This is a genomic window from Bombella favorum (assembly GCF_014048475.1).
Classification (GTDB): domain Bacteria; phylum Pseudomonadota; class Alphaproteobacteria; order Acetobacterales; family Acetobacteraceae; genus Bombella; species Bombella favorum.
In genome coordinates this window covers 369,746-394,097 of the sequence record NZ_NWUS01000001.1, presented here as the reverse complement: position 1 = coordinate 394,097, position 24,352 = coordinate 369,746, and the positions used below count along the sequence as shown (strand labels likewise).

Here is a 24,352-nt window from a genome sequence, read left to right as displayed (position 1 = left end):
TTCTAGTGTGCCTTTTCATATTATTTGATCGCATTGTAGAGATTATGCGTAGGAGACACCAAGAAGCCCTGTCCCTGATTGCGCTTGACTAGCTTTTCATAGCGGGCCGTGTAGCCAGGGTTTATCATGTCTTGCAGGCTGTAAATGATGCTATATTTCAGTGCGATGTTAATAAATGGGAGATTACCACCCGGTATTTGCCCTGAAGCGAAGCGCACAAGGTCGGACAGATAGGTGCGGGCCTTTCCAGCATCGGGGCTGCCTATTAGTTCATCACGGGTTGAGAAGAAAATTCTTGCCAGTTTTGTCATGTCTGAAAGGGTTGGACCCGCCGCTGTTTCCAGTACTGCGTTCCCCATACGGCTTTGCTGGCCAAAGAGGAAATCGCCATAAATGCCGGCCCCTCCGCCCTGAGCCATAGCGGACATCCATGTGCGGACATCGCCTGCATCTCGTGGCTCTTTTCCGGCCAGTATGGCCTTTGTCTGCATGGCAACATATCCCAGCACGGTCGTGGCGGCGATCATATGGACGATACCGGGCAGGTCCAGCCCGTTGCGCTTTACTTCACGTTGATAGAAACGGCGGACATGTGAGAGAGGAAAGCTCTTGAACTGGAGCATCAGCCGTGCGGCCTGCCCGAGCAGTGGGTTCACGTCATCCAGCCGGTTGCTGATGCCCCGGAAGGTTGCCTGAGTGCGGGCATCAGGTTCCGTCATGCCCTCCCGTGTCTGGTCGGTGATGTAGGCATAGAGCTTGCGGGTCAGGCTGTCTCGTACGTCCTCGGCTGTCTGTCCTTTTTCGATGAGGGGAGCCACAGCCTCATCAGACAGGCGACCCATCTCGCTGGGTAGGATATGGTCTTCTCCTGCCGCTGTTCGCACGGCCTGCCGTATTACGTCCCATTCTGGCTGCGTGATGCCAAAGCGTTTCAGGCTGAATCTTAGCTTTCCATCAAGAGCTTCATAGGCCAGACCTGCATTACGTCCCAGATTGTGGGAAAGCATCATGCCGATGCCTTCTGATAGGCTGTCTGTCCAGTATTGCAGGCCGTTGATGCGGTAAAACTTGTTGATGAGATCGCTCATCTTTCCCAGAGGGGCATCATTGGCGGAAAAGCGGCTCATGACGGACCCAAGATGTCCTTGCAAACCCACGCCGAGTATCCGGGCAATCTCTTTACGTTCTTCTGGGTTTTCGCTGGCAAGTCCGGGTGCAAGGGATTTCAGGCTGTTCCAGTAGCTTTCCAGTAGAGGAACACCATTATGCCGCAAAACAGAGGCATTCACGGCTAGATCGGGCAGGGAGGAGATCATCACACCGCCCAGTTTTGTCACTTGGTTCCACGCATGAACATAGGCCCCGATGGTTTCAACCGTCTTGTTGGCCGGCTGTCTGGCTCTACCTGTCACGATGTCCATCAAGGCACCTCTTTCCAACCGGCGGAGCTTATCAACCATTTTGGCATCAGCCCTCTCACGAGCGGCCTGCACGCTTTCTTCGATCATGCTGCGGAACATGTTCTCAGGGTTGGTGCCCAGATCGCCCATTACAGCAGCATTGCGTGCTCCGTTTATGAGTCCCTTGAAGATGCTGTCCACTACATGGCCCTGACCGAACTTCTTGTTATAGGCCAGCCAACCATCGGCATCTTTGAAGTGCAGCACACGGTTCTGACTGACCTTCTTGGCTTTGTTGGATGTGCCTTTGAAGCCAGAAAGCCAATCCCGCCCGTTGGCATTGTCATGCTCACCCGTGGAGAGGTTTAGCCAGACATTACGGAGAAAGTCTTCCCTCGACTGCTTTGCGGGCATCATCTCAAAAGTACGGTCATCCAGCAGTGGGAAGATGGTGTCCCGCCAGTTCTGGTAAGAGCGTTCCGACCCATCGCCCCGTATCTTCCACATGTCATGGCTCTGGCGGGTGACGTAATGGTCGGCCTTGCCAATCCATGCGCCTTGCTTGTTCTGCATAAGTCGCACTGTGTCCTGATATTCAGACAGAATGCGAGCGGCTTCGGCAGCCAGCTTATTGCCTGTTGCGTCTCCAGATTTAGGGTCATCCAGACGCCACATTTCACGGGCCACATCGGCATCAAATTGTTCATCACGCTTCAGTAGGGCTTTGAAGACTCCTGCTTTGTCCAGATCGTGCATGAGAGGCCCGAGAAGCTGGGCAATGCGGGCATGGCTGTTAGCATCCACAGAGAGGGCGGCATCACGCTCCCCATTTTGCTTCCCAGCGAGAATACCTTCCAGAGAGGCTGCTTCATCACCAGCTACGATGCGGCGGCGCAGTTCGGCCCGGACGATGAGGTTCTTCTTGCGGGCATTAGCCTCGATGATACCGGCCAGACGTTCCTCATCGGCCATGCGGGCACCGGCTTTCTCCAGTGCTTCCCGTGGGGACAGGCCTTGTTTCATGTAGCGTCCGGCTTCTTTCTCCAGCCGCCCGAACATCTCATCAAGTTCTGCCTTGGACATTTCACGGCCAGCGGCTTTCTCTGCCTCGTTGTAGCAGGGGTTATCATGGGTCATGGGGCTTTCCTTGTCAGGCAGGCAGCAGCGGAGGTAAGGGCATCTACATTGCCATCGGAGAGGGTTTTCTCACGTTGGATCTCTGCCAGTTCTTCGGGGCTTATCTGATCGCCTAGGGTGGCAAGCTGACGGTCTATCTGGTCAGAGTAGGTTTGTGCTTCGATAATGGCTTGACTTTTGCTGGCAAGATTTCCATTGTCGGAGGTGCTGTTGTGGCGGCTACTGGTATACACGGCATCACTGCCGGATTTATTAGGTGATGACGGGGGAAGGTCGGCATTCTTTTCGGCAGGGTGCGATAGGTTGAGGCGGCTTCCATCCCATAGCAGCTTTCGTTTCTCCAGATATTTCGTTTCAAAAGCACTGGATGTACCGACACGGTAATAGCCACCTTCTTTCATGAGATGGAGGACAGCCGTATCATGCTTATCTTTCCTGCCTCTGGCATCGCCCATATGGACGGAGAAGTAGGAACCAGTGTCATGGCCGCCTTTCGCTTCATCCTGCCTGATCTGGTTCATGTTCCGGAAGATGTGACGGATGTAGGAATCAATGTCAGCAAAACCACGACCTCTGATTTCGTCACCATGACGGGCGGAGATGTGCAGCCTTCCATGACCTCCACCTATGTCACGTCCGCTTTTTGTCAGTTTGGGAGCATGTTCCCCATCACCCAGAATGACAGGCCAGTCTGGAACGCCCTCAATGCCGGAAGGCATCCGTCCGACCATAACCGGGTTGCTCCCTGCCGCTGAAAGGTCCAGATGCTCAATGCCGCCAGAGGGAAGTGGAGACGTGTATTGCCCTGTTTCCGGTCTGGGAGCAGCTTCTCTTTGGGCAGATAGGCCTGCACGGCTCTGCGTTACTTCATGGTCCTCATACCCATGCAGGTTCCGCATGATGGCTTCGGCTGCACCCTGTTGCAGCTCATCGAGACGCTGGTGCGCTGCCTGATAGGCTTCCTGCACAGTTTCCTGCCAGGCAGAAGCATCATGGCCTTTGCCTTTGCCATTCTCGATGAGACGTAGGGCGTGTTCTACGGCGTCATCTGAACTATCATGTTTCAGAATTGATTCTGCTAGATCGTATAGGCTGAGATTATCAATGTCAGAATCAAGATGTTTGGCATAAAGACCCAGACGCTGGCGGGCGATAGAATGAAGGAGCATCTGCTTTGTGCCGATGCGCTCCATATGGAATGCCCTGCCTTCGTCCATCATGTCGGCATAGCGGTCCCATGTGGAATGACGATAGGACATCATCGCTTCTTCTACGGCGGCATCTGGATGAATACCCGAAAGGATGGCTTCAATAGCGTGTCTATGTTCTTCTGGCGTCAGTGATATGCCAGCGTTGTAAGAGGCTTCATCGGCATCATCAGCGGCAATCTCACGGTAGTGGTCATCTAATGCAGCGAAGTCACGTTCTTTTTCAAAAATCTGCCCATCGGGGAACACCTTCCGACCGTGGCTTTCTTCGACCATTGCATTTATCAGGTCGTTTATGTCGGCATCAGGCTTTAAGTAGCCATGCTGAATGGCCAGGCTTCGAGCATCATCCAGCGGCATACCACCACGGCGTCTGATAAGCCCGATGCGCTGGCGATGGATGTCTTGCCCTCTTAGATCTCCACCTTGGTCAATCACCCCGCCATAACGGTTAAGAAAAGTAAAAAGTGATGGAGGGTTTTTAGTTTTTTTGAGCCTTACTGGGTCAGCAGATACGACATTATTTTGTGTATCGTTTGGCTTTTCATAAAGCGCAGACTCATCAAGCGTTTCAGCATGGCTTTTTTTGATGTCGGAGAGGTCAGAGGATATCCTATCACGTAGGGGAGGGTATTGTTGTGCCTCGGGCGCACCGTCTTCGTTTCCCTCAGAAGCAGAAGAATTTTCATCACTACCAGCACTAATGTCGGGCGTATCGCCATGCTCTGACATGGCCCGGTCAAGGTCTTCTCTAGTTTTCTGTACTTCATGGATATTTAGCAGGCTTTCGGCATTGCTAGGGCTGTCGCTAGCCATTGATGACATGCCATCGGCCAGAACCTGCCCCTTGGCATCGGTGCCTGCACGGTCCAGACGCTTCCCGAGCGCATAGCCAAGACCATGCAGAGAACCGCCCATGAAACCACCAAAGGCGATGTTCCCCAGAGCCTGCCCCATGCTCCAATCGTTATGTTCGTCACGATCAAGATAGAAATTAAGCGGTTCCAAAGCCGCCATGCCAGCAGCACCTTGACTGGCACCTTGGACCACACGACCGGGAAGATTGCTGGATAAAGCTGCCCCGACACGGCGATTTAGCCCTTCGGCACTGAGAAGACCATCAGCCACACTCTCTAGGCCAAAGCCCTCGGCACGGGCAGCGGCACGGCCTAAAACCATGGCGATGCGGCTTTCACCTAGGCCGGGAATAAATGTCGCAGCATAATTTATGGGGTCCAGAAAAGAAGGAGCCGCACCGGCAAATGCTGTTAATGTGCGATTGATGACACCACCAGGACCGTTCCGAATGGTATTCTGCCTGATGAGCTGCTGTTGTTTATCCTCATTGAGGGTTTGGGCAATCGAGGAAGAAATAGGCTTGTCGAAATTGAGAACATCCTTGATGCCATAGCGGGCATTGGCATCTTCTGGAGTTAGAATATCTCCTTCGGTTCCCTCATTCTTACGCTGTAGCCAGCTCCCAATGCGAATGGTGGGCATGTCATTGATGCCATCAACAATGGAAGTACCTAAAGACTGGTCAAAAGATGACTGCTGACCTGCTAGCCCTTCATCCTGAACGCTTTTGAGTGTGTTCAGTCCGCCCGCAAATAATGACATAACCCCTCCCGGTGGGGGAGGAGCATGTCAGGGGTTTGTAATTCTGGTGTATCTTTATTTTTTTTAAGAATTGTGGTATTTAAAAACGCATATAATATTATTATGCGCTGTGAGGTTAGTATTAATAGAAAATTATTATTTTTGTTAAGCAATGTTGTTTAAAAATCTGTTGTACAAGAATGAAAAAATGGAGGGATATAAATTTGGTTGGTCTTACTGAGAAAATCGTTAGTATGTGCGCCGTTTCCATTGGACGTGCTGGCGCAGCGTCTCGTGTCGGTCATGAACTTAAAAGGTTGCGGATTATATCAGGTCTTAGCCAAGCACAGGTTGCTGAGGCCATGAACGAAGAGTGCGTAGTGATATCTAAGATTGAAGATGGTGGAGAGATTTATCTCAGTACTATCGAACGATACGTTACTGCACTAGGAGCTTCTTTACGTTTGAATGCTCATTTTTCAGCTGATGCGCCTATTAATGCGAGACTACATGATAAACATTTTTTTTATGAGAAAAGTGGTAATAGTCAGTTGGTTTTTTCTTTAATGGAGGAAGAAAAATTCGAGAAACATCGTGATGTAGTCTTATCGATTAAGCCCATTTATTCTGAAAAAATTCTTTCTGGTAGAAAGACTGTAGAGTTGCGTCGTCGTTTCCCTGTTGAAGTTCCTAATGGTATTGTCGCTTATATTTATTCAAGTGCTCCTGTGAAGGCTATTGTTGGAACGGTTTTGATCCGTGGTGTTGTGAAATTGCCAGTCGAGAAAATATGGGATGAATTCAAACATCTAGCCTTTATTGAACGTCATATGTTTGATAAATACTTTGAAGGAGTAGACCAAGGTTATGCTTTGTTTTTTGGTGATGTGAAGTCATTTACTCGTCCATTGCCTTTGAGTGAATTGAGGGAAAGATTTGGTTTTGAGCCACCTCAGTCCTTCTTATACGCTAAGCATGATTTGAGAAAGGCACTTCAAGATGAGCCAGCAATCGTATCTTATTGACACAAATATTTTAATTGAGCTTGAAGATGACCATACGGTTGAAGAGGTTTATTTGGCATTTCTGGCTTTAGCAAATAAATATAAGGTTAATATTTATGTGCATGAAACAGCCAGAGATGATCTTTTACAAGATAGGGATGAAAAACGCCGTGATGTTTCACTGAGTAAGATTGGGAAATATAATATTCTTAAGGGGCAGCGTGGGGTAGATATAGAGAAGTTAAAGAATCTTTTTGGTTCTATGAAGAAACGTAACGATGTCGTGGATATGAAGATTTTACACTCTCTCGATCAGGGGTCAGTAGATTTTTTAGTTACCCAAGATAAAGGGATACATCAACGTGCTCAGAGATTTTCTTCAGATTTAGCTCGGCGTGTTCTTTTTATAAATGATGCTAAAGATTTGCTCATTCAAACTTATGAGCCAAGGCATGTAAGATTTTGTCATGTTGAGAAAGTAGAAGCTCAAGAGATAGATATTAGTAATACTTTTTTCGATAGCCTTCGAGAGGGATATCCTAAGTTCAATACGTGGTGGAAGGAGAAATGTATTAGGGAGCATCGTTCTTGTTGGGTGGTATATGATGATTATGATGGGTTGGCTGGTTTAATTGTGTGGAAAGATGAAAATAAGAGCAATACAGATGCTGTAACTAAGTTAGAGAAAATATTAAAAATATGTACATTTAAGGTTTCCTCAAAAAGTCGTGGCATAAAGCTGGGTGAGCTTTTATTGAAGCAGGTGTTTTGGTATGCACAGCGTAACAGATATAACCTTGTCTATCTTACAACATATGAAGATCAAACTTCATTGATTTCATTGTTGGAGTATTATGGGTTTGTTCATCTTGGAAATAAAGGTAAAGAGTGTATTTTTGAAAGGAAGTTCTCCTCCAAACCATTATGTAGATTAAAAGATACTAATTCATTTGATCAGGCGTGTCAAAGTTATCCTAGGTTCTTATTTGATGACGAGACACGTAGTTTTGGTATACCAATTAAAGAAGATTACCATGATATACTTTATCCTGATCTGTATGACCCTAGGCAGAAGAGTATGTTTGATAGTAAATCTAAAAAACCGGGGAATACTATCAGAAAAGTTTATCTTTGTCGTGCTCAATCTAAGCTAGGACCTCCTGGATCATTATTATTTTTTTATAAAGGGAAATCAAAAAACGAGCCTTCTCAGTGTATTACTGTATTAGGTGTATTGGATAGTGTCAAAACAGCAAAATCTATAGCGGACCTCATGAGGTTTACGGGAGGTAGGTCTGTTTATAGTGAGGATGAGTTGCGAAAAAAATGGAATGAGTCACCTACAAGACCTATGAAAGTTATTAATTACCTCCTTGTCTCTTATATAGAACCAGAGATTTCAATACATGAACTAGTGTCTTTTGGTATCATCAAGAAGCATCCTCAGCAGTCGATATATGAAATTCCCCACGAAAAGGTTAAAAAACTTATTAAGCGAGCCAAGCTGGATTTTGATCCAATGACCCAAAATATAATTGCCGTTACTGGTATTTCGGGTGTTGGTAAAACAACTTTTTTAGAAAAACTTTCCGAAAGGATCATATTTCAACATCTTACAGGTGGTAATCTTATCGCCACTGCTCGCAAAACATCGCCGGATAGTCGTGATCAAATGAGGTACATGGATATCGACGAAAATCAACGTTTTTTGATTGAAGGTTTTCATGCTTTGCGCGATCAAGATAGTAGGTTAATTATTGTGGATGGGCATGTAATTATTGACAACGGAAATGGTTTATCTAAAATAAATAGCGAAGTTTTTAAAGAGATTGATGTCAATATTATGATCCATCTAGAAGCTGACCCAAATCGTATTTTTAATAATAGATTGAAAGATGAATCTAGAAATCGTCCAATTTTTTCAGTTGATATATTAAAGGAGCATCAGGATATATCTCGTGCCCAAGCTGAAAAAATTTCTTCTGACTTGGGTATAAAATTATATGTAATTGACTGTGATGATATTGATGGTGCCTTCAAGGTTATTCAAGATAGTTATTTAGAGTAAATAAAAATTTCCATCTCATATCCTATTGTTTGTAGACAAGTAAATTAAGGCTGTCTTCCTTCGTTGCTGCTCTATAGAGCCCCTTTAGGTCGTAGCCAATTTTTGATTCTGATATCTGTCAGGCGATTGGGGGTATACCGTCCAGCCATGATATCGCTACGCTGGACAACAATCTGGTTACCGTCCTTCCCCTGCAGGTACTGCCATTCTCCCGGCACCGTCTTGCTGGGAATGGCCAGGCTGTAGCCGCTGTTGTCCGAAACTGAGACCCACTTGCCGGATGCTCTGGCATTGGCCAGCACCTGCTCGTTGGAGAGCTTTTCACTGACACCGGGCAGTGGCCTGACCGAGACATCATCAGGCGTCAGCCGGGACATGAAGGTGGCGAGGGCGTCCTGCGTCGTGTCCATCTCGCCCTTCGGGGTCCGCAGGTAGCCGGACGTGTCATACTTCAGGTCCACCATGTCCTTGCGGGCCTGAGCCAGGGCGTCATTCACGTTCATGCCTTTGCCCATATAGCCCAGAGCCTGCATCTTCACCGTGTCGTAGAAGTTCCTGTAGCTGGCTGGTCCGCCCTGCTGGAGGAGCATGGTCTGGCGCAGGTCGGCCAGACTGTTGCCCACAGGGTTGTTGCTGGCCGTGGCATTGAGTTGGGCTGCATCAGGCCCCGCCAGACGCTTGAGGTCATCCGTCCCGGTCTGGATATTGCGCTGGAGAACGGCCCGTGCGGCTCCCTGCTGGGGCGTGTCCATGTCGGCGATGACCGCATAGGGGGCTGGCAGGCCCTTCTGCACCAGCTCGTCCAGAATGCCATTCCATGCCTTGCCGTAATGCTGCTTCATGCCGTCCATGATGGGGGAGATTGCCTGTTTTGTCGGGTCGATGCCCGAAAGCCCGCTAATAATGTTATGCGCCTGATCGTCCGTTAGATAGCGGGGGTTAGCCACGCCCATCATCTGCTGTACGGCCCGCAGCTTACCAGCATAGGCATTGAAGGCTTCCGGTGTCTGGTTCTGTTGGTAGTCTTGCCATGCCTGTTGCACGGTGGGGTGCCCGGCGGCATATCCTGCCGGGTCATCCCTAAGAGCTTGTGCCCGTTTGGTCATAGCAAGCTGTAGATGGGACTGTATCTGGGCACGGGTGGCGTAGTCGTCCACATTCGCATCACCAAGAGCGGCTTGAGACGCCTGCATGTAGGCCCCGACCTGTGCAGGAGAGGCCCATTTCAGAGCGTTGAGGGCAAGGCCAGCCTGCCGCCTCTCATTCAGGCCAGAGACGATGCGGTCAGCTTCATCCGGCTGGTAGAGTGACCTGATCTGTTGTTCAGGCACCTGATTTTGCGTGTTGCCATTCATATAGGCAGAGGACAGGTCATTGATCTGACCATGCAGGGACGCCCTCGCATCCCGTGTCTGAGAGTCATATAGGTTTTTCTTGCGTCCCGTTGGAAACAGCCTGACCTTGAGCGGCAATTGAAGCGCCTGCCCTAGAGGTGTGTCCCTTGGAGTGAAAGGTGAGGAAGATGATCATTTTGCGGGGGTGTAATTTCTGTGCACCCAAATTATAGGAATATTCTATGTATATGTTCGTGTGGCTAACTTTGGTACGGCACGGTGAGAAGAAAAACATTTAATTTCAGTGAGATAATATTAAATTATTTTTTATTAATAATAATTATCATTATCGATTATTTTTCATAATTTTTTAAATATAATGGAGGTAATAAAAATGTTGTCCGCTCCATTACTTTGGAAGTGAGGGCAAATAACTTCGGAGTCAGAGATTATGACTGCTATTGCGTCCAATAGAAAAGATAGTATCAGGCAGCTTAATGCCTATGAGATCTCCGTTATTGCTGGGGGATGGGGCGATGATTTCCCTGGTGCGTCGCTGCTCGAAGACGAAGACGGTAATATTTTCAGTCAAAAGAATGCAACGTCCCTATGCCAAATAGCGGCTAGCTCGGCTGGAGCTGCTTTGGGAGGTAGAATTGTCGGTCTGATACCGTTTGGACAGCCTGTCTTAGGCAATATTGGTCGAATGGCTGGTAATTTTATGGGGGGGAATTTGGGTAAAAAGTATTGTGCCCCTGCAATCAATGGCGTGATAAATTATTATCATCACCACCACCAGCAGCATCAACATCACCATCATTGATAGTCTTCTCAGGGTGCGGTCCTAGTGTCTTAGGATCGCACTTTTGTTGAATAGGGTATTAAAAATGAAAAAAATAATTAAATATACGAGTGTTTTTCTGAAGGGACTTTTTATTGATTTCTTCATAACATTTTTAATAACCATTATTGTTGCAGTTTTCACGCTATCAATATTTTATGTTTTTGGAATTAAGCATAAAAATATATTTTTTACATTATCGATTGTCATAATACCAAGTGTAATTGTTCCTTTTATTTATGAAAAAGCAAGAAAAAATAAGAAAAGTAAGAAAATGTAATTGTATTATATTTTTTTGAGACATGATGCCAATGTTACGTAGGTCATTACGATAGGCTGGTGCGCTCATGTCGCTAGGAATGCATGAGACACGATTATATCCTGTCGTCAGGATAAATTTCAATGTTTTTTTAAATATACATCCGCTAATTAAAATTTTAGTAAATAAATTACTCTGGAAGCAAGGGAAATTCTTTTGATTTATACATGATAATTTCTTATTTTCTGATTTTTGTGGCAGTTTTTACTGCCTGATCGCGAAAATAACGTGGCCGCTGGGGTGGTTCTAATGTGGTCAATTACAATAATACCGTAGAAGCATGTAAATTTGTAATTACTGGTATGGGCCAATTGGCCGGTGAGGCAGCCTTCCCTGAAGGGGGAAAGGTGGGTGCACTTATCGGTGGAGTAGCTATCATAATTAGCATCATCACCACCATCGTTGTTTTCATTGTGTTCTATTATGTGCGGCTCCTTGGTGGGCCGCATTTCCTGTGCAAGGGGGTCTCTAATGTCTCGATTGGTAAGAAAGTCGATGGGTTTAATAATATTTTTCGCGCTATTGTTGTTGTTGGGATTTTTAATAGAGCATCTTGTTAGGTATTTTAATTTCCCTCATTCAAATATAATAAATGAAGCATGCGCAATGGTTGTTTCTCTATTTTTGATCAATTTTCTTGATAGGTATTTTGATTTTTTTAATAAAAAATAATTATTTATTTTTCTCTTATATATTTATTTGGATAATTGGACACTGATCAATCATGATGTATTCTTTCTACGGGCTGTCCCATAGTAGAGCTGTGAGCGGTGTGGACCGTTAACTGTGCTTTACAGGGCAGCATGTCCGTGACGGATTAAAGACTTTATCCATTTCTATTAAAACGTCCTGCCGGACCTAGCCGTTAAAGATGATGACTGCATGTACTTTTTGGCAGTTGCCCAACGGGGAAGATGTAAACCGTGTTCCTATCCTCGGATTCCGTGAAGCGTTGAGCCATCTGTTTGATGAGCATAGCGTGTGATTTGATGCGGAGCTCCATTACGAAAGAAGTTTTGAAAATTGGAACACGGCAACGGCCTTTAAATGCTGCTCAAATCCCGGTTTCGGGGTATGGGGCTGATCTCTGTCATGGGGGCAGAAAATCGAGATACGATGGCGCATAGAGAAAGGCGTTTCAAGCTAGAAAATAGCTTTTTGTGTCAGGCATTATATCTGAAAATATCGTTAGTTTTGTCCTGTTACAGAGGGTTGGCTTATATTGTGAGGCCGGAACGTAATTTTAAGTTTTCCGTCGAACATTGAACTCTTCTTCCATCCCCCCCATGTTTAGATCTGCTTGAGGTGTCTATTAGGTGGACGGAGAGTGTGTATGCTGTATACGCATGTTGTTCTCGGAACGAACGATTTGGCCCGGGCCAAGGCGTTTTATGATGCCCTTTTTGAGGTTATCGGAGGGAAAGCCCTCGGTGAGCTAAAGGGTAAGCTTCTTTACGAGAAGGATGGCCAGATGTTTATGATCGGTCACCCTATTGATGGCCATCCTGCCACCGTTGCCAATGGTTTTACTCTGGGCTTTTCGTTGCCGAGTTCTGAGGCTGTGGAGGCGTGGCATAAAGTTGGGATTGAACATGGCGGGCAAGCCATAGAGGACGCTCCTGGTGTGCGGACCGTTGGAGGCAGTAAGTATTTCTTGGCTTATCTGCGGGATCCAGATGGTAATAAACTCTGTGCTCGGTATGATATGTGAGAGTAAGGTAATTGCGGGATTGGTAGAGCTATTCGCTCTGTTTCGTAGGTAGGTGCTTGCGTGCCCCTACGTCTTGTTTGTGTAAAAGTACTTTTCTGGTTTTTCAGTTTGTTCTGATTGTGGCCGGGAGAGGGAGGTGGTTATGTCTTTAACATCGACAATGGCACGTGCGTTATTGCTGAGCGGCGTGGTCCTTGGGATTTGTAGTTCTTCTATAGGGTTTGCTGCTGCGCATGGTGCCGCGGCTTCCAAAGGGGAGCTGAAGCAGCTTACGACGCCGTTTTCCGGCTCTGTGAGCCCGGCAGGGGCTGTAGAGAATAACAAGACGGGGAAAATCATCGGGGAAATCGACCGTGCTGGCGTTGTGTATGACAATACGGGGACTATCGTAGGGTCGATTGATGCGAAAGGCGTGGTCCACAATGCGAAGGGTGTGGCTGTGGCGCAGGTTGCACAGAGTAACCGCCTTGCTGGAGTGGCCTTCCTGCTAGGGGAATAAGGGTCTATGCGCTGCTTCCGCTCTGCCCATTATAGGGCAGGGTGGGAGCGTGTCATTTTGGACAAAATGTCCGTGATGTCTTGTTGTAATTTTGGGAAATGACGATTGGGTTGCAGTGTTTGCATATTTAGATAGCAGGCACGGTTGATCTCCACCTGTAGACTCTGTTGATTCTGATCCATGCGTCCATATCTGCCCGTTATGTAGCCACCTGAATAAGGTGTGTTGCGTTGAACGTGGTATCCCCTTTCAGTAAACAGTTGTTCGACTGTGTTGATCAGTTCACTGGAGCAGGTCTTTCCATGCCTGTTCCCTAGAACGATATCGCAAGGGCGTGACTGTGCCAGTGGTGGCATGGAATGAATATCCAGTAGAATGGAAGCCCCAAATTGTTCGTGCAGTGTTTTTTGCGTCTGCTCGAGTGCTGCGTGATACGGTTCCCAATATTGTGAAAGACGGCGCCCGGCTTCTTCCAAAGGCAGACAATAGCGGTAAATGCTCTTCCCGGGTGATGTGCAGCGAGGAATGACACCATATCCCGCACTGACCTTTGTACTGAGGATGAGGTCTTTTTCGAGCAGGGGAGGAGAAAACATGGTGGCGTCCAGCTCTCTCCAGTCTCGGTTCACATCACAGAAGCTGCGGGGAAAAAGTGCCTGTACGAGGCTCCAGCCATTTTCGGGGGCGTGTTGCAGAAGCTGATCGGTAAAACGATCCTCCATGCGCTCCAGCTCGGCCATAGGCAGCACTGTCATATCAAGGAAGTCCTGCGGATAATTACGCCCTGAATGGGGCGATGACAGGAGGAAGGGTGTCCGGTTCCGGCATGAGGGGAGGTGTATTCCAACGGCGGAAGACGGGCGTGCAGTGCTAGTGCATGGATGTTTTTGAATTTTTTTCACAATAAGGGCTTGCCACAATTCATAGGCTGAGGTAAATACCATTTCACACCAGACGGGGGCGCATAGCTCAGCGGTAGAGCACTACCTTGACATGGTAGGGGTCACAGGTTCAATCCCTGTTGCGCCCACCACCCCTCTGGTGATTATCTCCTTGAAAAATAAGAGCATTTTTACGGACGATAGCCCTTTCCGTTATTCTCGGAGGGGCTGATTGTGTCTTTTGTGCACGATCCCTCATATAACGTGACACAAAACCAGCCCGTCTCAGTTGCTATTTCTGGCGTGCCTTTCTTTGTGCTCGTCACAATTGTGGTAGTGCTATCTCGGCGTGGTGGAGGGGGCATAGCTGTTCACCAGCACGCCGCCTGAGGGAATGGTGGCGCTCTCCTGCCTCTTGATAGGTGTAGATGTCGTCTCCGACATCTGAAAGTCGGATGCCAGATACAAGCCCGATGGCCCCTGCTCGAGCCGGAAGACGAATGGGAGTTTGGCAGGAGAACTCGGAAAGGAAGGTGAGCTTATCAGGCTCATGTTTGCTTCTGATGATCCGCTAGCTAGCGCCTGTGAGTTTTGGCAGGTTATTATGCACTACATGGGGCAAATAGGTGTGAGCACCTTATCAGATGGACCGGATAACAACTCCAAGGGAAAACCAATCGAGCGGACTAATTATTTCGACGGGACAGTTGTGATCATCCGAACATCGGACAGTGCTAGCAAGGTAACGCCAACGGGCTGGGTAGCAGTGGATATTGGCCATAATGAAGATATTCGTTCCCTTACCGGGTCAAAAAAATAAATTTTCAGTTCCCTAAATGATTTATCATACGACTTCACGGGAGAATTATGTCCGTAACAGATAAATATTCCATTCAGTTCTATCAAAATGTCTTGTCTTATTTAAACGTTGAAGATGATGACTGCATGTACTTTCTGGCAGGCTGGCCTGATGGCCCTGATGATCGTCAATGGTATCAGAATGCACTGGATGCTTTGAGCAGATTGGGACTGTCCGGGCTGGTAGAGTGCGGTAAGGACATCCATACTTCCTTAACAGACCTTTCATTGGCGCAGGGGGATAATCTCAAGGATACATGGTTCCATTACTATTTTGACATCACCCCGAAAGCGAAGAAGCTTCTCTCTTTCTGGACGTTGCCAAACGAGAGCGATGCAGGAGACACTTCCGCTCCCGGTTTCCGTGGGGCATTGAGCCGTATCTTTGATGAGTATGGTTTCGGGCAGGGAATTGTGGATCTACAGACCGGCATGTATGCCAACTGTTCTGGTCTTTTCCGGTGTCTGAGTGGCTCCCTGACTCTGCATGGTGGTCTGCCTGATCTCCTGCTCTCTGCGGAGAAGGTTCCTGAAGTATGAATCTTCGTCCAGCTTACCGTTCGACGATGCGGCCATCTGGGACGCTTTTGCTTCAGGAGCAAACGTACGGTTTTTGGCTTCGGTTGGAGCATTGTCAGGGGTAGTGGCCTTGGTGTTCTGGATGGCCTGGTGCGCTTCGTCGAGCCTGTGGCGGGTTGCGAGACCAATGATACCGTCGGCTTTCAGGCCGTTGTCCGCTTGGAACGCTTCAACCGCTTGTTTTGTCGAAGGGCCGATTTTCCCGTCAGTGGCAAGCAGCCGGCTGCCCTTATTCGTGTAACCAAGGTCCCTGAGTTCATTCTGGACCTGCGAGACCTGACTGCCATGAGAGCCCTGTCGCAATGTTGGCGTGGGGGCCAGCGGGTCCACCATCCCGGGCTTGTAGCCCAGCTCCAGGCGTGCCTCCCACTCCTGCACTGCCTTTATGCGCTCTGACAGACCGTTGTATCCGCCGTTAATAATGTGCGTTGCTAGAGTAATGCTTTCCTGACCTCCTCGGGGAACCACGTGTATTTTCCAATAATCGACTGCGGCTTTGGCGGCAATTTCTGGTTTGGCGGCATCGTCCGGATGATTGACCAGATCTATATTTAGATGCTCGCTTACCTCTCGATAATTTTTACGTCCAGTTAACTGAATGAACCCACGCCCACGATATTCATAACCGTCTCCCGGTTCAGTGTTGCCTCCCCTTCGTTGTCCCCACTCACCACCATAGACAGTATTACCTACAGCCTCAGGACCAGCTGCGACGATTGAACGAGCCTGGTCCAGGGTTTTCACTCCTCTGTTAGAAAATAGTTTCAGAAGCCTCTCTGGGGAATAATGTAAATTCTCTTCAAGATGCTGGAAGTTGCCAGATTCGACCTGCACCTGACCCATGAAATTGGCAAGTTCTTTACGACTGGTGATGCCTGAATCCATGGCCGCTTTCAGGACTAGGTCAGCATTTTCTTTCGACATTTTTCTCTCAATCCCGTCAAGGTCACAGACCCACCCTGAACCTCAAGGCTTAAGGTCCAGGGCAGCCTGTGGAAGGCGCAGGTCTTCTTGTAATTATAAAGGTATACTTATATCTTTTGTCACAGGAAGTGCTTTCCCATCTAGCTCTGGGTCAGTTCCCCAACTGTTCGTGATATCCAAGAGGTCATCATCCAATGCATGTGACGCTGTGCTGGGTCGGCAGTCCAATTCAGCAGAAGCATATATCTGGTTGACAGGTTTTACTATCACTCCAGCATTTTCTAAACTGGCACCAGATAGGTAGAATAGGATATATTGAGTGCCGTCTTTTACAAAGGAATAAGTGTTGCCGCCTGTACCTCCAGCATATCCGAGAACAGATGTCCGAAAATTGGCACGTGCCCGCCCTTCGGCTGGATAGATCAATTCTGGGTGCGAGGCTGTTCCGAAAATGTAGCGTGCAGCGGGAGGGGTGGTTTTGCCCGGGGCCAGGCAGAGCGAAACGATCTTGTGGCTTCTGGCGATGGGGCAGCTGAAGGCGACCTGTTCGTCTGGAGCACACAGGGAGGGTGACGGTGCGGCCTTGGCCTGACCAGACATGCAGAGAGCCAGCGGCACCAGGGGCAAGGCACGGTGAAGCATATCAACAAAACGACTGTTCATGCTAAACTCCCATTCTCAAAAGTCTCGATTGCAGTTCTTCTGTCGGCCCGTCATGGGGAGACAGGACCCGGATGGTGCTCCAGATGGCAATGATCTGCGTATGGCTCAACATGGAGAAACCTCCCGGCCAAAAACCGCCTCGATATCGGGGTGTACGGCTTTCTGGAGAGAATATGTGATCCGTGAGATGGTCATGTGCGTCTCTCTAGGCAAATGGTTTGGGGCCGGGAATGTGTGAGGCTACATACCGGCATGTATACTAGTTGTTCGGTCTGTCCCGGTGTTTGAGTGGCTTCCTGACTCTGCATGCCAGTCTGCCTATCCTCTGCGAGCAAAATGGCTGAAGTATGACTTTCCATCAAAATCATTGCTCCAAGCATCACGCAATCTCATTTAAGCTTATGGGCTTGCTTTGCCTTCAACAGAAGCGGTGTGTAGTTGGCATAAAGCTGATCAAGGTAGGGGGAAAGCATTGAAAATCCACTAGGGGAACGTACCGTTATGGGCATGACGTTGTATCTAGCCTATTTGCAGGATCTTGATGGAAATAGGCTTTGTGCATTCCATAAAATGTGATGTGACACCTGAAGTAGGTTAGGTGTTTTGAGAAGGCAGGCGTATCTTTTCTATGGGGATGATATACGGCCATATTGCAGTGACATGATTAAAACGCAGCCCAACCATACAGTTGACGCATTTAAACTGGACTAAAGTTAATCTAATTATAACATACTGTAATATAATGATTTTTTTTATAAAATAGATTTTACTTATTTAGTATCTTATCGGTGAAAATAATTCCTTTTTCATGGTTAATTGCAATTTTCTCTCATAGGGTCGTAACGTTGAGGCGGCGGCACGGAGGACAGTAGAGCCACCCGTTCGTCATCAGCCTTTGTAATCGTGCGGGGCTGCCTATTGAGTGAAAAGGATGTATTGAAGATGAGCTCTCACTCACCGTCCAATAAACCGGTAAATGCAGGTCGTCGGCATGTTCTTGGAGCACTTGGTGCTTCTGTGTTGGCTGGTGGCGCTAGTAAGGCTATGGCCCAGTCTCTTGGATTTCCCGCACCGCCTGCTGGGTTGGGGCAGCGCCCATATCCTAACCTACTTCGTCCTTTGAATGATGGTTCCCGCAAGTTCGGTTATGCCATTGTGGGGCTGGGTAAATATGCAGTTAATCAGATTCTGCCAGCTTTTGCAGAGTGCGAATATGCCAAGGTAACGGCGCTGGTCAGTGGAGATATGAGTAAGGCTCGCCGTCTGGGCAAGCATTACGGTATTGAGGAATCACACCTCTATACTTACGATAATTTTGATAAAATTGCGCAGGACCCGGAGGTTGATGCTGTTTACATCATCCTGCCGAACTCTCTGCATGCTGATTTTACAGAGCGTTCCTTCCGGGCTGGAAAGCACGTGCTATGTGAAAAACCGATGGCTGTCACCGTTGAAGAATGTCAACGTATGATCGCTGCTGGCAAGAAGGCCGGTAAGAAACTTATGATCGGTTATCGTTGTCACTTCGACCCGGTCACGCATAAAGCGATTGAGCTGGCCCGTACCAGCATCGGCAAACCGCAGATCATCAGCACGGATAACGGGGATAATACCGATCCGACCGATCCGACCTACCAGTGGCGTCTAACACGTGCCCTGTCTGGTGGTGGGGCGCTAATGGATCTGGGTATCTATGGCGTCAATGGGTCACGCTATATGCTCAATGAAGACCCGATCGAAGTGCAGGCTACAATCATGCCGCCTTCGGATCCGATGTTCCGTGAGATTGATGAAACGATTGTCTGGATTATGCGGTACCGTTCAGGTGCGGTAGCACATGGTAGTGCCTCCTTTAACGTGAACGCCATGTCCCGCTTTAACCTGCAGGGGACAGAAGCATCCCTGCGGATGGACCCGGCAACAAGCTACTGGTGCAACAGTGTCAGCCACTGCACGAGCGGGGACACGCATACATGGTCTACGCCGATGTTCACCATTCCGGCCCTGAACCAGTTCTCCGCACAGTTGGACCATCTCGCCATCAGTGTTGCGAATAACACGCCGCTGGCTGCCACAGGTGAGGAAGGCATGCAGGATGTCCGTTTGATCCGTGCTATGTACCAGTCTGCCAATTCCGGTAGCCGTCCGGTCTCTACGGACTGGGGCGACTGGCGCAAGACCATCTGATCTTTTCGGATTAGATGAAATGACAGAAGGGGAGGCCGTGTTCTGCGCGGTCTCCTTTTCTATTATTCAGGAGGCTGTAGCGTCCAACCAGCCTTGCAGCATGTAGGCCGCCGCCATTTTATCGACAACTTCGTTGCGCCTTTTGCGGGTCATGTCCGCTTCTTGCACAAGAAATCGGTTCACAGCACTAGAAGAAAGCCTTTCGTCCCATAAACAGGCGGGTAGGCTTAGCCGATCACTGAGGTCATTGGCCCAGTCGCTGGCTGCACGGGCTGCAGGGCCGAAGCTGCCATCCAGTGAAAGTGGCAGGCCAACTACCAGTCCACCAATCTCATGTTTCTGGCAGAGCTCCTGAAATACCGGGACCATTTGCTTCATTTTGCCACGGTTCAGCACGGTTAGAGGGGAAGCAAGCATGAGTGCTGTATCGGATAAAGCTACGCCGACCTGTTTGCTGCCGGGGTCCAGTCCTAGAATGGAATGTGCTGCTGAGATTTGATTACGCAGATCATGTGGATTGAATAGTGTCATGGCAAAAGGGTATGATCGCTTTCATAGCCGTAAGAGGCTGATGTGATTGATGTCTGAAAGCAGGATTATACATGTCGCTTGATGCGAAAACAGTGGCAAAAATGGCCAGACTGGCGAGGGTTGGCCTCTCGGATGAGCAGGTCCATACCTATCAGAAAGAAATGCAGGGGATCATTGGCTGGGTTGACCAGCTTAATGAGGTCGATGTGACGGATGTCCCACCCATGATCGGAACAGGTCTGGCCCAGCCACGACTGCGGGATGATCAGGTGACAGACGGTAATTGCCGGGAAAAGGTGCTTTCAAACGCACCAGATCGTGAAGGCCCCTTCTATACTGTGCCGAAGGTGGTGGAATAATGAGCAGCGTTTTTAATTATACTCTTGCTTCTGCTCGTGAGGCCCTTCGGGCACGTAAGATTTCTGCCGTTGAGTTGGTGGATGCCCATATTGACGCCATTGAACGTCTTGATGATGGCCTGAACAGTTTTATTACACGCACGCCCGAGCAGGCCCGTCTTGCTGCCAAGGAAGCAGATGCTCTGTTGGCCAAGGGTGAAGGTGGAAGCCTGTGTGGTCTGCCTATCGGGATCAAGGATTTGTTTGCCACAGAAGGCGTTCGCACGACTGCCGCCAGTAAAATTCTGGGCAATTTTGTGCCACCGTATGAAAGCACGGTGACGGCCAATCTGAAGCGTGATGGCGCCATTTCGCTGGGTAAGCTGAATCTTGATGAATTTGCCATGGGGTCCACCAACCTGACATCAGCCTTTGGTGGTGTGGAAAATCCGTGGAAGCGTCGTGATTCTGATGCAAAATTGGTACCCGGCGGGTCTTCCGGTGGGTCGGCGGCGGCTGTGGCCGCCGGGCTTGTGCTGGGAGCAACTGGAACGGATACGGGTGGATCCATCCGTCAGCCAGCGGCATTCTGCGGGATTACGGGTATCAAGCCGACTTATGGTCGTTGCTCCCGGTTTGGGACGATTGCCTTTGCTAGCTCTCTGGATCAGGCTGGTCCGATGGCTCGCAACCTTCAGGACTGCGCCATTCTGCTTGAATCCATGGCCGGGTTTGACCCCAAGGATTCCACCAGTGTGAATAAGCCGGTTCCGCATTATGAGGCTGCTCTAGGTCGTGGCGTGAAGGGACTGAAGGTCGGTATTCCCAAGGAATATCGCATTGATGGTCTGCCTGCCGAGATTGAAGCTATCTGGCAGCAGGGGATCAACTGGCTGAAAGAAGCTGGTGCTGAGGTGGTGGACATTTCCCTGCCACATACGAAGTATGGTCTGCCTGCTTATTATATTGCCGCCTTAGCCGAGGCGTCCTCCAATCTTGCCCGATATGACGGTGTCCGGTTTGGGGAGCGTGTTAGTGGTGCGTCTCTGGATGCGCTCTATGAAGCCACCCGTGCCGCTGGCTTCGGTGATGAGGTGAAGCGCCGCATCCTGCTGGGTACTTATGTGCTGTCTTCCGGCTATTATGATGCCTATTATCTCCGTGCCCAGAAGGTCCGCACGCTGCTTCAGCGTGACTTCCTGAAGGCTTATGAGACGGTTGATATCATTCTAGCACCGACAGCACCTTCCGGTGCTTTTGCGTGGGATGAAAAGCCAACTGATCCTGTTCAAGTCTATCTGAATGACGTCTTTACGGTACCGGCTAGCATGGCGGGTGTTCCGGCATTGTCTGTTCCGGCAGGTCTGGACAGTCGTGGCGTGCCGCTCGGGCTTCAGCTGATTGGCCGTTTCTTTGATGAAGAAGCGCTGCTGGCGGCTGGCTCCGTGTTGGAGAAGGCCGCATCCTTTACCCATCGTCCTACCATTCATGCAGGGGTGTCAGCATGAGCGCATATCGTATCACGGGTGAAACTGGCGAATGGGAAGTCATTGTCGGGCTGGAAGTTCATGCCCAGATCGTTAGTCAGTCCAAGCTTTTCTCTGGTGCTTCTGCAGAATATGGCGGGGAGCCTAATACACATGTAAGCCTCGTTGATGCGGGCTTTCCAGGGATGCTGCCCGTTCTGAATCGTGAGTGCGTGGCACAAGCCGTGCGAACGGGGCTAGGCTTGCGGGCACAGATCAATCTGTTCAGCCGGTTTGACCGCAAGAACTATTTTTATGCTGACCTGCCCACGGGCTATCAGATCAGCCAGTTCGAGCATCCGATTGTCGGTAAAGGGACAGTCGAGATTGAGCTTTCTGATGGTGAGATCCGCCATATCGGTGTGACCCGTATGCATATGGAGCAGGATGCGGGCAAGTCCATTCACGATCAGGACCCGACACGGTCTTTCATTGACTTGAACCGTGCTGGCGTTGCGCTCATGGAGATTGTCAGTGAGCCGGATATCCGTTCACCGGAAGAGGCTGGGGCTTACATTCGTAAGCTACGTCAGATTCTGCGGTATCTGGGGACATGTGACGGTAACATGGAAGAGGGGTCCATGCGTGCTGACGTGAATGTCTCCGTTCGCCGTGAAGGGGAGGAGGGATACCGCACACGTTGTGAGATCAAGAATGTTAACTCCGTACGTTTCGTCATGCAGGCGATTGAGGTCGAAGCGCAGCGTCAGGTTGATATCTGGGAGTCTGGTGGTGAGATTGATCAGGAGACCCGTCTTTTCGACCATGTGAAGGGCGAGACACGTTCTTTGCGGACGAAGGAAGATGCTCATGATTACCGCTACTTCCCCGAACCTGACTTGCTTCCGTTGGTTATTGAACAGTCTTGGGTGGATGAGCTGAAAGCTGCCTTACCAGAACTGCCAGAAGACAAACGGGCCCGTTTGGAAAAAGAATATGGCGTATCTCGTTATGAGTCGGGTGTTCTGACGGCTGAGCAGTCTGTCGCGGATTTCTATGAGACGGTTGCCCGTGGTGCTGACGCTCGTCTGGCGACAAACTGGATTTTGGGTGATTTCTTCGCTGCGCTAAACCGCACGGGGCGGACTATTGAAGACAGCCCAGTCTCAGCTGAATCCCTGCGTGAGCTTTTGTCCCTCATCAGTGATTCTACCATTAATGGGAAGATCGCTAAGGAAGTCCTTGAGGATATGGTGGAGACAGGGGAGAAGGCTTCTGTCATTGTCGACCGCAAGGGATTGCGTCAGGTGACGGATACGGGAGCTATCGAAGCCGCTATTAATGACATTCTGGCAGCCAATGCTGATAAGGTGGCTGAGTATAAGAGTGGGAAGGATAAGCTCTTCGGCTTTTTTGTCGGACAGACAATGAAGGCCATGAAGGGGAAGGCAAACCCCGCTATGGTGAATGAGCTGCTGAAAAAGCTTCTGGTTTCCTGAAAAATATAAAAAAGAGTGTTTGTAGGGGGTTTACGTGGGCTTCATTTCCCCCTACAAACACTCCTGCAAACGCCGTGTAAAAACCGTTTACAGCGGAGGGGTGGCCGAGAGGCTGAAGGCGGCGGTTTGCTAAACCGTTATACGGGTAACTCCCGTATCGTGGGTTCGAATCCCATCCCCTCCGCCACGGTTTTCAGTCATACAGTGACAGAAACCGTAGAAAACAGCCAAAAATGAACGTTATTGTGCATCATGTCGTGACATGGAATAACAGTTAATGACCCAAGAGTGTGGGTATTTTCTTGAGTAATGAACGGCTATAGTGGGCAAGTGCTGACCGACATCGCCGTGAAACGGCTAAAACCTTAGAGAAACTCTACAGATAACCTCTTGTCGCCAAGAGCTTAGCGTTCTTGACTATGCAGCTCGTTAGAAAAGATTGTGCCCCCTCATCTATGGTGAAGGATTTCAGGCCATACACCTTTGCCATTGATGTTTCTTCGGTGGCTTTTAAGGTTGCACAACAGATACTGTCCCAGATGCAGAGCAGTAATAGAGTCTTTCCATTATGGAGTGGGGCAATTAGGACTGTAGCGTTCTATCTAGCAGCGTATGATGTGACCTTTGAGACACAGAAGGGGATAAAAGCAAGTTTTAGACTGAAGCGTGTGTGATCCTTAAAAATTGAAAATACGGCTGGGGTGGTCGATATGGATCCGGAAACGTAGAAAGCCTTTTAGGAACGGCGTACTGCCCCATGCGGGATGGGGAACACGGGGATTGAAATATCCTGTATCGGGGCGACCCAGCTCTAGGCGGGATAGCTCCGTCGCTTTTTGATAGAAGCTGTTAAGCTTTTGGGAAAAGTATTATATGTTTGCGTCGCATAAGGATAAGTTACGATTAGTGCGTTTCTGTAGGTGTTGTCCTTCCGTCTCGGGGCATGTGCTATTAGGTGATGTGCCACGGTAAAGGCCTTAGAAAATAATTTCCCAAAAAACGTCATGATGCGCTGCACCGTGACATGAAGCGACAGTTAACGATCCAAAGGCAAGGGTAATGAACGGCTATAGAGGTATGTTTGATAGGGGCTTGTATCTTTTTGAGAGGTGAATATTTCTTAATAATGGCTGGTTGATCAAAAGTCTCTTACTTTCTTAAGTTGCGTAGAAAGTATGTATTTTATAAAATAAAAAAATATGTTGTTCATAAAATATATTTGTATTTTTTTTGGTATATGATTACGTAATTTGTATTTTATGTACGGTGATAAAAATTTCTTTGTTGTGAGCTGGAAATTCATAGT

The 24,352-nt window shown here is 48.7% G+C and carries 18 protein-coding genes and 2 tRNA genes; 14 read left to right on the top strand and 6 right to left on the bottom strand.

The genetic code is table 11. The annotated features are described in order from the left end of the window. Positions 1-20 precede the first annotated feature (20 nt). The gene (locus CPA57_RS01835; RefSeq protein WP_182080991.1) at positions 21-2,537 is read right to left on the bottom strand and encodes a hypothetical protein; all 2,517 of its coding nucleotides are present in this window, start codon (positions 2,535-2,537) and stop codon (positions 21-23) included. Next, a complete protein-coding gene (locus CPA57_RS01830) occupies positions 2,534-5,365 on the bottom strand; it encodes a hypothetical protein (protein WP_182080989.1) in 2,832 nt (943 codons plus the stop codon). The genes CPA57_RS01835 and CPA57_RS01830 overlap by 4 nt, the downstream gene beginning before the upstream one ends. 203 nt (positions 5,366-5,568) lie before the next feature. Here CPA57_RS01830 and CPA57_RS01825 point away from each other — a divergent pair, with 203 nt between their 5' ends. Both CPA57_RS01825 and CPA57_RS01820 read left to right on the top strand, forming a co-directional pair. Further along, complete coding sequence (locus CPA57_RS01825; RefSeq protein ID WP_229709186.1) at positions 5,569-6,369, top strand: hypothetical protein; 801 nt, start codon at positions 5,569-5,571, stop codon at positions 6,367-6,369. Beyond that, entirely contained in the window at positions 6,344-8,416 is a 2,073-nt protein-coding gene (locus tag CPA57_RS01820) for a GNAT family N-acetyltransferase (RefSeq protein WP_182080985.1), read from the top strand. The genes CPA57_RS01825 and CPA57_RS01820 overlap by 26 nt, the downstream gene beginning before the upstream one ends. 71 nt (positions 8,417-8,487) lie before the next feature. On the opposite strand, the gene CPA57_RS01815 is transcribed toward CPA57_RS01820, so the two are convergent. Further along, on the bottom strand, positions 8,488-9,888 hold the full coding sequence (locus CPA57_RS01815; protein WP_182080983.1) for a hypothetical protein: 1,401 nt from the start codon (positions 9,886-9,888) through the stop codon (positions 8,488-8,490). 313 nt (positions 9,889-10,201) lie between these two features. On the opposite strand from CPA57_RS01815, the gene CPA57_RS01810 reads away from it, so the two are divergent. The 4 genes from CPA57_RS01810 to CPA57_RS01795 all read left to right on the top strand — a co-directional run bounded on the left by CPA57_RS01810 (position 10,202) and on the right by CPA57_RS01795 (position 13,120). Next, positions 10,202-10,573 carry a hypothetical protein gene (locus CPA57_RS01810; protein ID WP_182080981.1) on the top strand — a complete coding sequence of 124 codons (372 nt, stop codon included), beginning with the start codon at positions 10,202-10,204 and terminating at the stop codon, positions 10,571-10,573. A gap of 588 nt (positions 10,574-11,161) precedes the next feature. Continuing rightward, positions 11,162-11,470 carry a hypothetical protein gene (locus tag CPA57_RS01805; RefSeq protein ID WP_182080979.1) on the top strand — a complete coding sequence of 103 codons (309 nt, stop codon included), beginning with the start codon at positions 11,162-11,164 and terminating at the stop codon, positions 11,468-11,470. A gap of 776 nt (positions 11,471-12,246) precedes the next feature. Beyond that, positions 12,247-12,621 carry a VOC family protein gene (locus tag CPA57_RS01800; protein WP_182081768.1) on the top strand — a complete coding sequence of 125 codons (375 nt, stop codon included), beginning with the start codon at positions 12,247-12,249 and terminating at the stop codon, positions 12,619-12,621. A gap of 142 nt (positions 12,622-12,763) precedes the next feature. Beyond that, positions 12,764-13,120, top strand: a complete 357-nt coding sequence (locus CPA57_RS01795) for a hypothetical protein (RefSeq protein ID WP_182080977.1) — start codon at positions 12,764-12,766, stop codon at positions 13,118-13,120. A gap of 29 nt (positions 13,121-13,149) precedes the next feature. Here CPA57_RS01795 and CPA57_RS01790 read toward each other — a convergent pair whose 3' ends face one another. Beyond that, positions 13,150-14,064: an N-formylglutamate amidohydrolase gene (locus CPA57_RS01790; protein ID WP_268235191.1), complete on the bottom strand. Its 915-nt coding sequence runs from the start codon at positions 14,062-14,064 to the stop codon at positions 13,150-13,152. A 14-nt stretch (positions 14,065-14,078) separates the two neighbouring features. Here CPA57_RS01790 and CPA57_RS01785 point away from each other — a divergent pair. From CPA57_RS01785 to CPA57_RS01775, 3 genes are all read left to right on the top strand, one after another. Then, positions 14,079-14,153: transfer RNA gene (locus CPA57_RS01785), tRNA-Val, on the top strand. A 476-nt stretch (positions 14,154-14,629) separates the two neighbouring features. Then, a complete protein-coding gene (locus CPA57_RS01780; RefSeq protein WP_182080975.1) occupies positions 14,630-14,821 on the top strand; it encodes a hypothetical protein in 192 nt (63 codons plus the stop codon). Positions 14,822-14,868: 47 nt separating this feature from the next. Continuing rightward, a complete protein-coding gene (locus CPA57_RS01775) occupies positions 14,869-15,399 on the top strand; it encodes a hypothetical protein (protein WP_182080973.1) in 531 nt (176 codons plus the stop codon). Here CPA57_RS01775 and CPA57_RS01770 read toward each other — a convergent pair. Further along, positions 15,280-16,362, bottom strand: coding sequence for a peptidoglycan-binding protein (locus tag CPA57_RS01770; RefSeq protein ID WP_182080971.1), 1,083 nt, complete (start codon positions 16,360-16,362; stop codon positions 15,280-15,282). The genes CPA57_RS01775 and CPA57_RS01770 overlap by 120 nt on opposite strands. 1,605 nt (positions 16,363-17,967) lie before the next feature. Between CPA57_RS01770 and CPA57_RS01765 the strand changes: the two genes are divergently transcribed. Further along, positions 17,968-19,212, top strand: coding sequence for a Gfo/Idh/MocA family protein (locus CPA57_RS01765; protein ID WP_182080969.1), 1,245 nt, complete (start codon positions 17,968-17,970; stop codon positions 19,210-19,212). 66 nt (positions 19,213-19,278) lie between these two features. On the opposite strand, the gene ruvX is transcribed toward CPA57_RS01765, so the two are convergent. Then, entirely contained in the window at positions 19,279-19,743 is a 465-nt protein-coding gene (gene ruvX, locus CPA57_RS01760) for a Holliday junction resolvase RuvX (protein ID WP_182080967.1), read from the bottom strand. A 71-nt stretch (positions 19,744-19,814) separates the two neighbouring features. On the opposite strand from ruvX, the gene gatC reads away from it, so the two are divergent. The 4 genes from gatC (at position 19,815) to CPA57_RS01740 (ending at position 23,233) form a co-directional block, all read left to right on the top strand. Next, positions 19,815-20,102 (top strand): Asp-tRNA(Asn)/Glu-tRNA(Gln) amidotransferase subunit GatC, encoded by a 288-nt coding sequence (gatC, locus tag CPA57_RS01755; protein ID WP_077395469.1) that lies wholly within the window; start codon positions 19,815-19,817, stop codon positions 20,100-20,102. Further along, positions 20,102-21,589 carry an Asp-tRNA(Asn)/Glu-tRNA(Gln) amidotransferase subunit GatA gene (gene gatA / locus CPA57_RS01750; protein ID WP_182080965.1) on the top strand — a complete coding sequence of 496 codons (1,488 nt, stop codon included), beginning with the start codon at positions 20,102-20,104 and terminating at the stop codon, positions 21,587-21,589. The genes gatC and gatA overlap by 1 nt, the downstream gene beginning before the upstream one ends. Then, the gene (gatB, locus tag CPA57_RS01745; RefSeq protein WP_182080963.1) at positions 21,586-23,046 is read left to right on the top strand and encodes an Asp-tRNA(Asn)/Glu-tRNA(Gln) amidotransferase subunit GatB; all 1,461 of its coding nucleotides are present in this window, start codon (positions 21,586-21,588) and stop codon (positions 23,044-23,046) included. Before gatA ends, gatB begins: the two co-directional genes overlap by 4 nt. Before the next feature lie 94 nt (positions 23,047-23,140). Next, positions 23,141-23,233, top strand: a tRNA-Ser gene (locus CPA57_RS01740). The last annotated feature ends 1,119 nt before the right edge of the window (positions 23,234-24,352 follow it).

Coding starts and splice junctions, on each gene's coding strand:
- CPA57_RS01795 (WP_182080977.1), top strand. CDS start 12,764: ATGTCTTTAACATCGACAATGGCACGTGCGTTATTGCTGAGCGGCGTG.
- CPA57_RS01835 (WP_182080991.1), bottom strand. CDS start 2,537: ATGACCCATGATAACCCCTGCTACAACGAGGCAGAGAAAGCCGCTGGC.
- gatA (WP_182080965.1), top strand. CDS start 20,102: ATGAGCAGCGTTTTTAATTATACTCTTGCTTCTGCTCGTGAGGCCCTT.
- CPA57_RS01770 (WP_182080971.1), bottom strand. CDS start 16,362: ATGTCGAAAGAAAATGCTGACCTAGTCCTGAAAGCGGCCATGGATTCA.
- CPA57_RS01810 (WP_182080981.1), top strand. CDS start 10,202: ATGACTGCTATTGCGTCCAATAGAAAAGATAGTATCAGGCAGCTTAAT.
- CPA57_RS01830 (WP_182080989.1), bottom strand. CDS start 5,365: ATGTCATTATTTGCGGGCGGACTGAACACACTCAAAAGCGTTCAGGAT.
- CPA57_RS01820 (WP_182080985.1), top strand. CDS start 6,344: ATGAGCCAGCAATCGTATCTTATTGACACAAATATTTTAATTGAGCTT.
- CPA57_RS01790 (WP_268235191.1), bottom strand. CDS start 14,064: ATGGTATTTACCTCAGCCTATGAATTGTGGCAAGCCCTTATTGTGAAA.
- ruvX (WP_182080967.1), bottom strand. CDS start 19,743: ATGACACTATTCAATCCACATGATCTGCGTAATCAAATCTCAGCAGCA.
- gatC (WP_077395469.1), top strand. CDS start 19,815: ATGTCGCTTGATGCGAAAACAGTGGCAAAAATGGCCAGACTGGCGAGG.
- CPA57_RS01775 (WP_182080973.1), top strand. CDS start 14,869: ATGTCCGTAACAGATAAATATTCCATTCAGTTCTATCAAAATGTCTTG.
- CPA57_RS01765 (WP_182080969.1), top strand. CDS start 17,968: ATGAGCTCTCACTCACCGTCCAATAAACCGGTAAATGCAGGTCGTCGG.
- gatB (WP_182080963.1), top strand. CDS start 21,586: ATGAGCGCATATCGTATCACGGGTGAAACTGGCGAATGGGAAGTCATT.